General features: G+C 35.5%; 12 protein-coding genes. 6 read left to right on the top strand and 6 right to left on the bottom strand.

Features of this window, described 5'->3' with window-relative positions; all coding sequences use genetic code 11:
* Nucleotides 1-7 precede the first annotated feature (7 nt).
* A complete protein-coding gene (locus GOQ16_RS03075) occupies nt 8-322 on the bottom strand; it encodes a YbaB/EbfC family nucleoid-associated protein (RefSeq protein WP_149915070.1) in 315 nt (104 codons plus the stop codon).
* A 91-nt stretch (nt 323-413) separates the two neighbouring features.
* Here GOQ16_RS03075 and GOQ16_RS03070 point away from each other — a divergent pair, with 91 nt between their 5' ends.
* Nucleotides 414-902 carry an ABC transporter substrate-binding protein gene (locus GOQ16_RS03070; RefSeq protein WP_160067770.1) on the top strand — a complete coding sequence of 163 codons (489 nt, stop codon included), beginning with the start codon at nt 414-416 and terminating at the stop codon, nt 900-902.
* 60 nt (nt 903-962) lie between these two features.
* Here GOQ16_RS03070 and GOQ16_RS03065 read toward each other — a convergent pair whose 3' ends face one another.
* Nucleotides 963-1,838, bottom strand: coding sequence for a DUF8457 domain-containing protein (locus GOQ16_RS03065; RefSeq protein ID WP_160067768.1), 876 nt, complete (start codon nt 1,836-1,838; stop codon nt 963-965).
* Between the two features lie 195 nt (nt 1,839-2,033).
* Here GOQ16_RS03065 and GOQ16_RS03060 point away from each other — a divergent pair, with 195 nt between their 5' ends.
* Nucleotides 2,034-2,618 carry a thymidine kinase gene (locus tag GOQ16_RS03060; protein ID WP_160067766.1) on the top strand — a complete coding sequence of 195 codons (585 nt, stop codon included), beginning with the start codon at nt 2,034-2,036 and terminating at the stop codon, nt 2,616-2,618.
* A 42-nt stretch (nt 2,619-2,660) separates the two neighbouring features.
* On the opposite strand, the gene GOQ16_RS03055 is transcribed toward GOQ16_RS03060, so the two are convergent.
* Both GOQ16_RS03055 and GOQ16_RS03050 read right to left on the bottom strand, forming a co-directional pair.
* Nucleotides 2,661-3,167, bottom strand: a complete 507-nt coding sequence (locus GOQ16_RS03055) for a glutathione peroxidase (protein ID WP_160067764.1) — start codon at nt 3,165-3,167, stop codon at nt 2,661-2,663.
* A gap of 10 nt (nt 3,168-3,177) precedes the next feature.
* Nucleotides 3,178-4,044, bottom strand: coding sequence for an N-acetylglucosamine kinase (locus GOQ16_RS03050; RefSeq protein ID WP_160067762.1), 867 nt, complete (start codon nt 4,042-4,044; stop codon nt 3,178-3,180).
* 144 nt (nt 4,045-4,188) lie between these two features.
* Here GOQ16_RS03050 and GOQ16_RS03045 point away from each other — a divergent pair, with 144 nt between their 5' ends.
* Nucleotides 4,189-5,922 (top strand): M61 family metallopeptidase, encoded by a 1,734-nt coding sequence (locus GOQ16_RS03045; RefSeq protein ID WP_160067760.1) that lies wholly within the window; start codon nt 4,189-4,191, stop codon nt 5,920-5,922.
* A 54-nt stretch (nt 5,923-5,976) separates the two neighbouring features.
* On the opposite strand, the gene GOQ16_RS03040 is transcribed toward GOQ16_RS03045, so the two are convergent.
* Nucleotides 5,977-6,483, bottom strand: coding sequence for a hypothetical protein (locus GOQ16_RS03040; RefSeq protein ID WP_160067758.1), 507 nt, complete (start codon nt 6,481-6,483; stop codon nt 5,977-5,979).
* 183 nt (nt 6,484-6,666) lie between these two features.
* Between GOQ16_RS03040 and GOQ16_RS03035 the strand changes: the two genes are divergently transcribed.
* Genes GOQ16_RS03035 through GOQ16_RS03025 form a run of 3 tightly spaced genes read left to right on the top strand, consistent with a single transcriptional unit; the run spans nt 6,667 to nt 10,296 of the window.
* Nucleotides 6,667-8,427, top strand: coding sequence for an AMP-dependent synthetase/ligase (locus GOQ16_RS03035; RefSeq protein ID WP_160067756.1), 1,761 nt, complete (start codon nt 6,667-6,669; stop codon nt 8,425-8,427).
* Nucleotides 8,417-9,448, top strand: a complete 1,032-nt coding sequence (locus GOQ16_RS03030; RefSeq protein ID WP_160067754.1) for a YihY/virulence factor BrkB family protein — start codon at nt 8,417-8,419, stop codon at nt 9,446-9,448. Before GOQ16_RS03035 ends, GOQ16_RS03030 begins: the two co-directional genes overlap by 11 nt.
* Nucleotides 9,448-10,296, top strand: coding sequence for a DMT family transporter (locus GOQ16_RS03025; RefSeq protein ID WP_204987410.1), 849 nt, complete (start codon nt 9,448-9,450; stop codon nt 10,294-10,296). Before GOQ16_RS03030 ends, GOQ16_RS03025 begins: the two co-directional genes overlap by 1 nt.
* A 53-nt stretch (nt 10,297-10,349) precedes the next feature.
* Here GOQ16_RS03025 and GOQ16_RS03020 read toward each other — a convergent pair whose 3' ends face one another.
* Nucleotides 10,350-13,055 (bottom strand): carboxypeptidase-like regulatory domain-containing protein, encoded by a 2,706-nt coding sequence (locus GOQ16_RS03020; protein WP_160067752.1) that lies wholly within the window; start codon nt 13,053-13,055, stop codon nt 10,350-10,352.
* Nucleotides 13,056-13,065 lie beyond the last annotated feature (10 nt).

The raw sequence follows: 13,065 nt of genomic DNA, 5'->3' as shown, positions 1-13,065 counted from the left end.
GTCTATTTTATTTTCCGAATAAATTTCCTAAACCACCCAGACTACCCAACATATCTTGAGAAGCAGCAGCCATCTCAGTCTGACTTACATTTTCAGCTTGCGCTAAAGCTTTATTCAAAGCGACCAACAACAAGTCCTCAATTTGCTCCTTATCGCCTTCAGCAAAAAGCTCATCACTGATAGTGACTTCTTTGATTTCCTTATTTGCCGTCGCAATAACACGTACTTTCCCTCCTTCAGCTTCACCTGAAACTGAAATATTATCTAATCTCGCTTTGATTTCTTGCGCTTTTTGCTGCGCTTGGAATAATTTATCAAACATAGTCTCTTGTTTTTTATTAGACCAAAATACGAAATCATGTTTTGCGTTCAAAATAAGTAAGAGAATAAGCTTATTTGCTTAAATTTGTAGCATGACAAAATACCAAGAAATAATCTCTAATCTGAAACAGATTGATACTGCCAAAGCAGAATATCTTGAGGAAGAAATAGACATTATAATACATAAATTAAAATTTCTTACAGCGGATAATTTGCCCAAAACAGTGGTTCTGGATCAAGAAGATAATTTTTCTCCATTATCATCGTCTGTTTTAGCTGAAAAGATTAAAATTGCAGGAGGCAGATACAGTTCAAATTTAGAAGAAGGCGCAGACTGTATTATTATTTTGCAATCCAATGAAAGTCTTTATGGTCAATTGGCTGAAGTTCTAGATTCTGTAGTTATAAAATCTAGTGGAGCTTATCAAAATAATAATATTTACATTATACAAGAAAGTGATTTCAATTCGGGAGATGATACTTTCCTAAAAGACACCGAAATATTAGCTGAGATCTTACAACCCAAATATTTTGTATATGGTCATGACGGTACAGCTTGGGTAAAGTTTGAAGTACAATAATAAAAAAATCCTGTAATTAATGACTTACAGGATTTTCTTGTTTTATAGAATATTAACTTTTTATATATCAAATTTCTTATGTAATAAGGTATAGAATTTATCTACTGTTTGTGATTTCTCCGCCCAGCCATTCTTCACCGCATAATTGGTCTGTAGAAAAGCATCCGCTTCAGCAAATGAATCAAATCTATTCAATAACTCTATAGCTTCACTGTAAGCCAAACTATAACCATTAAACAAATCTTTAATATATAATAATTTATCATTCAAACTTACTGCAGTTTTCAAATCCAACACTTTCTCTTTCGCAGGTGAAGTCTGAAATTGCTGAGTCACATTGACGCCAGCCTGTTTTTGCTGCTTGATCAGTTCATTAATAGATAATGGACGTGAAGGTGTCTCTTCAACAACAGCTGCATTAGCAACAGGAACTACGATTTCTTTTGCTGGAACTGTTACAGGTATAACAACTTCTTCCTCTTCTTCTTCAATTACTGGTGTCGACTCTACAATATTCGCAACTTCATCCGCTGATTCAATTGGATCCTCTTCCTTTGGTACCACTGGTGTAATATCTTTTACATCAAAATCAAAAGTTGATTGTTTTGGTTCCTCCGAAACCACTGGAGTTTTAGGAAGTTCTTCTTCTATTTCTTCAAACACCTCTTGTGTATCATCAACAGGTTTCTTTATTTCCGTAGGTGGAGTAAAAATATTTTTACTCGATTCTACGTTTTGACTTGCTGCGGATGTGTTTGCTTGCGCTTGAATCTTTAAAGCCTCGATATGTTTGGCTAGAGAAGCTAAATTTGCTTCCAAAAGTGTCACTTCTACTGCATCAATTTCACCCGATTTTTTAATTTCACTATATTGAGATTGAATATCTACGAATAGATAATCGATTTTTGAGAATAATTGCCCTTTAGTTTTTGCCATGGATATTTTAATTTGAAAACGTGGTTCCTAAGATACAAAGTGGAAAACAAAACCAATTGATAATGACTTGGTTTTAGGTTCATCCTGCTTTTTATACTTCAAAAATAGGATATTATTTCGATATTCGTATCGTCAAACACAGGTTGATTTGTATTTATTTAGTTATTCAATGAATCTTCCTATACATCAAAAAATATGCTTTTTTCAGAACAATATTTCAGCCAAAGAGATAGACAAGTGGGTAGTATTGAAGTGATTTGCGGGTCTATGTTTTCAGGTAAAACTGAAGAACTGATTCGTCGTATGAAAAGAGCGCAGTTTGCAAAATTGCCAGTGGATATTTTCAAACCAGCGATTGACATTCGCTATTCGGAAAAGGAAGTCGTCTCGCACGATAGCAACAGTATTCCATCTACTCCAGTTGAGCATTCTTCAGCTATTTTATTATTAGGTGGCGATGCCAAAGTAGTAGGTATTGATGAGGCTCAATTTTTTGATGATGAATTACCCAATGTCTGTATCCAACTGGCAAATCGAGGTGTACGTGTCATCGTTGCAGGATTGGATATGGACTATCAAGGAAGACCATTTGGGCCTATGCCAAATATTATGGCTGTCGCTGAAGATGTATATAAAGTACACGCCGTCTGTGTTAAATGTGGAGCTCCAGCTAATTATTCCTACAGATTTACTAAAAACAATGATGTTGTACTATTAGGTGAAAAAGAAAGTTATGAACCGAGATGTAGACATTGTTACTATATATCGGAAGAGAAATAAAACAACAAAGCCTTCGAGAATCTTTTCGAAGGCTTTGTTGTTTTAGAGTTGATTGACAATAACTAGATCCAATGGTTTTATTTTGGAACGGTATCGGTGAATTAATTTCCCTTTCTCATCGATCAAAAATTTCTCAAAGTTCCAGTTTATATCACCTGTGAAATCTGGATTTGGTTGTGCTGTAAGATATTTGAATAATGGATGAATGTTTTCTCCTTTGACATCAACTTTTTCAGCAATCAAAAAGGTAACACCATAATTTTGTTCGCAAAATTCAGCAATATCTACGTTGCTTCCAGGTTCTTGATTGCCAAAATTGTTTGCAGGAAAACCAATAATAACGAGATTTTTGCCGTATTGCTTATGCAATTCTTCTAAATCTTTGTATTGTGTCGTAAAACCGCATTTCGAGGCTGTATTAACCAATAATAATTTCTTGCCTTTAAATTGTGACAGTTTAACTTCTTTTCCATCAATAGAATTGAATGAAAAATCATACACCGAAGATGGTGGAAAAATCATGTTAAATAGCATTAATAATGTAATCATCTGTATGTTGTTAATATGAAAAATTATTTGATGTTTCGCGCTCGATCACATACTCGAACAAATCATAGATTGGGCTTGCAAGAATTTTGCCAACTTTTACGCCATGCATCTGACAGACCTGACGGATTTGAATATCAAATGTATAGGCCACACGTCCTACAAAATTCACTGTATATTCCCAATAATTGGGATATGTCATAATATTCGTACGGACAAACTCGTCAAATCCTTCTGTCAGTAATTTCTCTATATACGGATGTGCACGATGTTCGGACATAAATGGAATAAATGACGCTAAATACGAATTTGGTCTTTCCTTTTGATATACATTTCGGATGACACCGTCTTTAGTCAATCGATATTTCTCACCAAAAGCTTTTGAAATATCTCGAGGCATAGTACCGTACAAAAAGCTGGTAATTAATTTTTTACCGAACCAAGCACCAGAACCTTCATCTCCTAATACATAACCTATACCATGATGACTTTGGAATAAATGCTGACCATCATAAAAACTGATGTCTGATCCTGTTCCCAATGTTGCAATTAGCCCCTTTGAGTTTTTCAAGGTAGCATAAGCTGCACCTAACAAATCAGATTCGACAGAAATAAAAGAGTTTGGAAAAAGCGTAGTGAGAGCATTCGATACAATTTCCCTACGATCCGGGGTAATACTACCTGCGCCAAAAAAGTAGACTTCCTTTATCTCTTGTGAATAAGGAATAATCTCAGGCACATCTTTCATGACCCTTTCAATTTCCTTTTCACTTACAAAAAATGGGTTTAATCCTTTTGTCTTAAAAAATAAAGGCTTGCTGTCAGGAAGATTTAACATCCAATCTGAACTCGAAGACCCACTATCCGCAACTAATATCATTATCCGTGTTTAGTTTAAGTTTGCTCACCCAAATATAATAATTCCTTGTAGAGTTTTAGTGATTCAAAATTGTATTATTATTAATATTTTGAACTCCTTTCCATTAATTCTACCTTTGGTTAAATTTTCTAAAGTTCACTAAGCATGGTAAAATCTATACATTTCGAATTATCTTTTTCCGAACCTCAAGCACATTATGTGGATGTAAAAATGTTGGCAGAAGGATTTCAAAATGAAGAATACATTGACATCAAAATGCCTGTATGGGCTCCTGGATCCTATTTGGTGCGAGAATATTCCAAAAATGTAGAAAGATTTCAAGCCAAAGATAATCTTGGTCAAACATTGCAAGTACAGAAGATTTCTAAAAATACTTGGCGTGTATTTGAACCTAGCGACAAAGTCGCTGTGAACTATTCAGTTTATGGATTTGAAGTTTCAGTTCGCACTTCGTTTATTGATGATTCTCGAGCTTTTCTGAGTCCTGTAGGAACATTTATGTATGTGGATGGGCAATTGGATCTTGAAACTACAGTAAAAATACATTTGCACAAAAATTGGAGTAAAATTTCTACCGGACTACAAAAAGTTGCAGTAGATAATGTTTATTATGCTTCAAATTTTGATATTCTATACGATTCACCTATCGAAATTGGCAATCAAGACACGTGGTCATTTGACGTAGATGGCATTTTGCACGAATGTGCAATGGTCGGGGAAGCGGATTATGACAAAGATCAGTTAGCAGAAGATATCACAAAGATTGTACGCGAAGAAAATAAAATTTGGGGTACCAATCCGAATGATTATTATTTGATCGTCACGCATAATTACCAAAATGGTAGCGGAGGTCTAGAACATCTGAACTCGACTATACTTGCTGCTTCCCGTTTTGGATATTCGCAGCCTACCACATATAAAAATTACTTAAGTTTGGTGGCGCATGAGTATTTTCACTTGTGGCACGTGAAACGTCTTCGCCCGATTGAATTAGGACCTTTTGATTATGAAAAGGAAAATTACACAACTGGTCTTTGGATTATTGAAGGATTTACTTCCTATTATGATAATTTAATTATACGCCGCTGTGGATTTTTCGATGAAAATGAATACTTACAAAAATTAGCTGTAGATTTCAATACCGTATACAATCGCCCTGGATATCTGTTACAAAGTGCTGCCGCATCCAGCTTTGATACATGGATTAAACAATATCGTCCAGACGAAAACTCACAAAATGTAGCTATTTCGTATTATAATAAAGGTGCTATGCATGCTGCAGCACTTGATTTAAAAATTATAACAGCAACTAAAGGTGCTAAGCGTCTTGATGATGTGATGAAAGCTGCTTACGAACATTTTTATTTGATTCAAAATAGAGGTTTTGAAGAAGATGAATTCCGCCTTTTGGCAGAAGAGGTTACTGGAGTAGCATTAGGCGAAATATTCGCAGCTGCGCACAGCGCTGTGGAAGTAGACTACAATCAATATTTCAATACTGTTGGTTATGAATTAATTGATAATGCAGAAGATCAAGATCACCAAAGCTTAGGAATAAAAATTGGAAGTAATGAAGGTCATACGGTAATTAGAAACGTAGATCGTGATTCTGCAGCTTGGATTTCAGGATTAAATGTGGGAGACGAACTGATTGCAATAAATGGTCATCGAATAGAAATAAACGGTAAAGCGCTAGATTATTTTATATCGCGCAGTGAGGAAAATGATGTCGTAAACATACTTATTTCACGAGATGGTTTGATACGTGAAATTCCGGTACAACTGATACCATCCATCAAAAAATCATATAGTATTCGAAGAGTGGCTCATGCGACAGAAGAGCAACGTCGATTAGGAGATATTTGGCTATCCTTATAAATTAATTACAAAACAATTATGGCTTTTCTGATTAGAAAAGCCATAATTGTTTTATTAAAACTTATATCGGATTGAAAATCCTATTGGATCAAACAAACGAATAGTCGATTCTTGTACGAAATCAAAATAAGGCTTTACATCCAAAGACAGCGCAATTGGCGCAGATGGTAAACTATATTCTACACCTACAATACCGTCAATACTTAATGATAATTCAGAATTTTTAGGGATATGCACCCCTTGATTATTAGTATACGATTTATAGGTATAGTTACCAATACTTCCTCCAAAACCATAATACCAGCTGAAATTGTTTAACGGCAATTCTTTGTGATATTGGTACAACCCCACTAATCGAAATGTACTTGAAGAAGAATTACTTCGCACACTCAAAATACCTTCTACAGCTCTATCCTCCGCTAAGGTATGACGATAGTTAATACCTGAGGCAGATCCGAAACGTAAACCTACCGCATGCGGAGTTGTTAATTGAGCAGATGCTTCGTTGCCCATTACAATTGCTGCCGCAATCAAAAAAATATTACGTATTGATTTTTGCATATAAAACTAAAATTGGATTTTACCAAAAATAAGATATTTTAAATGCTATCGCTAATAAAATTCGTTAAGGTGTGTTAATTCATAAATTTTAGCTAAGAATCTTTTATTCTCCACATTTTTTCTTTAAATTTATTATGCCAACATAGTTTTGTGGTAACCACTTATAAATATAAATCGTACACCATGAGTAAACCAACACGATTATTTGACTATTTAAAAAGTAATATTGATACAGCTGGACGTATCCTAAAACTTGCTAAAAGAGAAAAAGGTGGCTGGAAAGCTTACGGTAAGGAAGAAATTATCCAAATCGTGGACAGCATTAGTAAAGGTCTATTGGGGAAAGGGATAAAAAAAGGAGACAAAGTAGCCTTGATGTCTGGCAATAGACCTGAATGGAACTTCATAGACTTTGCATGTAATCAGCTGGGTGTAGCTTTAGTACCACTCTACCCTACGCTTTCTGCGCAAGATTTGTCTTATATTGTTAAAGATGCTGAGGCTAAAATGCTTTTTGTTAGCAATCAAGATCTAGTACTGAAGGTAGAGAAGGCTGTCTCTGACAATAATCTAGAATTGGATATTTATACGTTGGACGAAGTTCCTAATCACCAACATTACAGTGCACTAATCGAAGCGGGTAAACTACAAGATATAGACTTAAAGCCCTACAACGATGCAGTGCAACCGGAAGATTTGTTGACGCTTATTTATACATCCGGTACAACAGGTAAACCGAAAGGTGTCTATCTTACACACCATAATATCATCAGTAATGTGGGGGCTTGCTCGCACTTATTGACAGATGACATCAAAAAATCATTGAGTTTTCTTCCGTTATGCCATATTTTTGAAAGAATGGTCGTCTATATGTATATTTCAAAAGGTGTAAATATATATTATGCGGAGAATCTAGATAATATCGTAGTGGATATCAATGAGGTAAAACCCGAAGTTTTCACCACAGTACCAAGAGTATTGGAAAAAGTCTATGATAAAGTCATCGAAAAAGGCAAAGCCTTAACAGGAATAAAAAAATCTTTATTCTTTTGGGCTGTTGAAATAGGTCATCAATTCCAAGAACCGAAAGTAAATAGTGCCTGGTATAATTTTAAGTTAGGCATAGCACGCAAACTTATTTTCTCAAAATGGCAACAAGCTTTAGGCGGAAATATCAAATTTATTATTTCTGGGGGTGCTGCGTTGCAGCAACGCTTGGCTCGCGTGTTTTGGGCTGCTGACATTAAGGTGTTAGAAGGGTACGGATTGACGGAAACTTCACCTGTGATCGCTGTAAATTCTTGGGATCCAGATGACGTAAAGTTTGGATCTGTAGGTCGAGTTTTGAAAAATTTAGATGTAAAAATAGCTGAAGATGGCGAAATCCTAGTGAAAGGACCATCAATTACTGTTGGATATTACAAAAATGACAATGCAACAAAAGAAACAATAGATAGCGATGGTTATCTACATACTGGAGACATCGGCGAATTGACAGCGGATGGATTCCTAAAAATTACCGATCGCAAAAAAGAAATCTTTAAAACTGCTGGAGGTAAATACATAGCACCGCAGGTGATGGAAAACAAATTGATGGAATCAGTGTTGATAGGACAGGTGATGATTGTCGGAGAAAACAAAAAATTCCCTGCCGCACTTATCGTTCCAGCATTTGAAGAATTGGAAAAATACTGTAAGGTTAAGGGAATTCCATTTGATTCGCGTGAAGCGTTATTAAAAAATCCGCAAATTTTAGAAAAATACCAGCAGGAGATTGATAAAGCGAACGAGAACTTTGGACACTGGGAAATGGTTAAAAAATTTGTATTATTGCCTAAGGAATGGACCATCGATAATGGTGAATTGACACCAAAATTATCGTTGAAAAGAAAGATTATTCTTCAAAAACACGAAGAAGAAATCAATAAAACATATGCTGAATAAGACAGAACAAGCTATAACAAAAGAAAAAGAGCCTTTTATCCAAAAGATAAAAGGCTTTGGCAAATTATTAATAGACAGTGGTAATGGTTTCGCTGAAGACAATTGCATGAAGCTCAGCGCATCACTTGCTTATTACACGGTTTTCTCTATTGGTCCATTGATTATTATTTTGATTTGGGCTTTGGGATTCTTTTATGGCAGCCAATTGGAAGGTCCTGATGGTGCCCAACATAAAGTGATTACAGAGCTAAATGAAATATTTGGAGCTGAAATAACTAAACTCTTGGATAATGCTGTAAAGCAGATTTCTTTAGAGAATAAGTCCAGTATCGGTTTATTCGTGGGTATCATTACGTTGGTGATGACTTCTACGACCATTTTTGTCGATATTCAAAATTCCATCAATTTAATTTGGAAAGTAAAGGCAAAGCCAAAAAAAGGTTGGTTAAAATTAATTATCAATCGATTAATCTCATTCTCCATGATTTTGGGATTAAGTTTTCTGCTAATGGCATCGCTCTTGATAAGTAGTGTAATCGGGATTATCACCAAAAATCTGGAAGTGTTATTGGATAGATTTAATATTGAGCATTTCAATATTGAATTTTGGAATTGGGTAAATAATGGTGTTACTTTCGTTGTCATTGCTGCCCTATTTGGTTTTATTTTTGCCTTTTTGCCGGACGCTAAAGTACGTTTTAGAGATATTCTAGGTGGATCGATATTTACCACAATTCTCTTTATGATTGGTAAATACGGCATTTCATTGTACTTATCTTATAATGCAACCGCTACCGCTTATGGAGCTGCGGGTTCTATCATAATTTTGTTGGGTTTTGTATACTATTCAGCTGCTATATTATATTTTGGCGCAGAATTTACCAAGGAATACGCTGTAAAATATGGGCGCGGCATCATGCCTGCCTCTTATGCTGTTCTAGTCAAACAAACCGAATTGGAAATTGACCCTGAAACTGGAAAACGTGAATTGGTAAAAAAACACAACGAACCAGTTCAGTAGTGAAAGATCAGAGTGTAAAATACATGTTGTTGGCTGGATTTTTCTTTGCCATCATGAATGTATGTGTCAAATTTGTTTCGCATCTTCCAACCTTAGAAGTTGTGCTATTTCGAAGTATATTTAGCTTTGTAATCACATATTATTATTTGCGAAAAAACAATATTCCTCCATTAGGAAATAATATTCCAGTACTAACCATGCGCGGAATAGCTGGATGTTTGGGATTAGTAGGATCATTCTACACCCTGCAACATATACCTTTAGCCTCTGCGGTAACCATAAATTACCTATCGCCATTTTTTACTGCCATTTTGGGAATATTTATAGTCAAACAGAAGGTTCGACCTATTCAGTTCCTATATTTTGCACTTTCAATCGCAGGCGTTTTTATGCTTAAAGGATTTGATTTTCGCATATCTACAGTGGATGTAGCTATCGGTCTAAGCGCTGCTTTATTCGCAGGATTAGCCTACAATATGATAGCGCGAAGCAAAGGGGGCGAACATCCACTAGTTGTCATTTTCTACTTTCCGTTACTGACAATCCCCGTTGTTGGCGTCCTAAGTATTTTTGATTGGAAAACGCCAGTTGGCATGGATTGGTTCTACCTTTTGCTTATAGGTATCTGTACACAAATAGCGCAATACTACATGACACTATCCTACCAAACGGCAAATCTTGCTAGAGTAGCTAGTTTAAATTATTTGGGTGTAGTCTATGCTTTAGGATTTGGGTACATCTTCTTTCAAGAAACTTTCAACACTATGAGTCTACTAGCTATTCTCGTTATTTTATTAGGTGTATTTTTGAATCTTTTTGATCAGAAGTTATTTAAGATTCGGAGATAAATCTAGAAATGCCAACCTTTCGGTTGGCTTTGAATGTTTATTTAAAAATATTTCTAATTTACATCATAATGGTAAACCGTACGTCCAATGCGACCCGTACTATCTAGACCTTCTACTACGACTTTGTATTTACCATTTCCATCCGCGTTGTAAAAATCTAACGTAGCTTTACCACTTTCGTCTAATTCAACTGTAGGATTCCAATAGATGGTTGTTCTATAATCATTCGTAGCCTTTTGTGCATCGGTTTCGTATTTAGGTGCGTAGAATTTACGCTCCTTAACGTATCCTAATGGAAATAAATCAATAACATTTGTTTTAGGCAACATCGCTTCGATTTGTGCTAAAGTCATACGTGGACCTTTAGGTTTTTCCTTTTTCGTAATAATCGACACAACACCGTCATTTTGGTACAAACGGCTTACAGTACCCAAATCATCACGTGTAAAAATCTCAATAGCCTCGATTTCAGTTGGGCTAATAGAATTTAATGTATTTTCATCGATTGGCATACCGTTCAAGAAAAACTGAACTGGAACACGACTACCTTGGTTATAGCTCCTCGTCAAATAATATTTCAATGTATTGGAATCGTATGTTACACCGGTCAACATTGTATTTAAACACATGGTCAACACATTACATCCACTCAAACGATCACCTTCTATGCGATGATCTGCCATAGATAATCCCGTCAAAGCAGAAAACTCCTTACTCGTACGTTGGACTTTACGATCTGCAGTAACTGTTACTTCATCGATCAAAATAGAAGTACGAAATTCATTCTTGCTATTGGCCAAATAACTGGACATTTCCTTATCAATATTTAAGACATCATTTGCCTTATAGGGGTTATTCTCATCAATAGAAGGGAAAAATGATTGATCCATATTAATCACAATATTGCGGTAGTTGTCATTTCCACGCGCATTGATTGTCACTTTAACCGAATCCGGAAAGTTTAGGTTTTCAAAAGCAAAACGACCATTATTGTCTGTATAGGTATCTTTTCTAAAACCACGAGCTGGAATGGAAAGCAATAAACCACCATTCGGATAAGTACGACCAGTATTTAAACGTAAGGTACCTGAAAGAGTTATACCTTGCTCCGGCATAAAGTTAACTTGTGGATATTTTTCAGCGATTAGATCATCATAAGAAAATCTTCGAAAACCTTGAGTCAACAGTAAAGCGTCCAAAGCTTCTTTGCGATTGGTAACTTTCTCATCAAAGTAATAATTTGGTTTTTCGACAAACCCAGCTAAATCCGAAGTCAATAATAAATTACTCAAAATCGTATTTTCTTGATGAACATCGAAAGGTGTTTTTGCCTCGTCAATAACCGCAATTGAAAGATTTGTAGCTGCTTTTTGAGAAGTCATATTTGCCACATCCAACACAACTTTGTCTTTCTTTTTATAAGCTGATTTGTCCGTTTTAACTTGTATTGCTAAATTTTCAGCGTGATCATAAAATACCAAACGTTCACTTACAGCTTTGCCTGATGCTGTCATTAACGTGAATTGCATGACGCCATTTGGCAATTCTTGAACGGGAACACTTATAACAGAACTTGGATTTTTGATCGTTACCTGTGCTCCATAAACCAGATGCCCATTCATTTGACCAAATATATAATACGGTTGATCCTGAATTTTAGTCAGATAAGAGTCGCTTGTAATGATTTCCAGTTGTACAGCTTGCGCAGATACATCTTTCAACGTCACATTTATGCCGTCAGTTTTTACCGCTGGTAAGTCATACGTGCGTTCTTGACCATTAATAGTCACAATAGCTTTATACGAATCTCCGATAGCAGGTGTAAAATTAGTATAGCCCATCCCTAAACCAAGATCTTCGAATTCAGCTATTGCCGCTTTTTTGCTGTTGATAATTTTACCTTTTACACGTTCACTTTTGCCATGTGAATCGATAGCTTTAAATGCTATACGCTTATCAACACCAGCTAATAAATCACCACCTTCTGGAAAAAATTGAACATCGTATTCCATCAAAGCATTCTTTAATGGAAAGTCACCTACCATTGCAGATTCACCATCAATCTTTACAATAAGTCTTCCTTTTTTAAATAACTCTTTTTCCTTCGCAGAAAATGAAATCGTCGCACGACCTAAATCATCAGTTTCTCCTTTACCTTTGTCAAATGGATCCCAACCGTCAATAGTCTCCCATGTAAGTTTTTTACGGACTAGCAATCCGCCATTGCTATCTCTAAATTGTACGGTTGCTTTGGTTTTGTTTCCATCTGTTGCATATGTAATTTCCGAACCCAACTTCTTATTTATGGCATCACCTACGGTGATAATTTTATTGAATAAATAATCCACATTAAAGTTCATCATCCATTTGGTATATCCTCTAAAACGGTAATTATCCTGTTTTATAACTTGTGGATCTAACACAAAATGACCTTCACCTCCATTATTTTTTAACGGAATACGTAATGTTTGTATCAATGAATCTCGTCCATTTACAATATCCACATATACAATTTTACTCGGCTCATATTCCAATTGGTTGGTATGCAAATACGTCTTAAACCATAACGTATCCCCTACAGCATAATAAGGTTTATCAAAATGTACGTGAACCTTCTCAACGGGGTATACACCCAAATATTTTTGCACTCGTTCGACAACAGTATTAATCGGAATACGTGGTACTTCCTGTGCGAAAATTGAATTTATTTGAAATAATAATAGAAAGAATACGGAAAATATTAGGTTTCTCTTTTTCATCAATACAATG

It is taken from the genome of Sphingobacterium bovisgrunnientis (assembly GCF_009829085.1).
GTDB classification, from domain to species: domain Bacteria; phylum Bacteroidota; class Bacteroidia; order Sphingobacteriales; family Sphingobacteriaceae; genus Sphingobacterium; species Sphingobacterium bovisgrunnientis.
The sequence above is the reverse complement of the archived record's forward strand: the minus strand, read 5'-3'. Positions and strand labels throughout refer to the sequence as shown.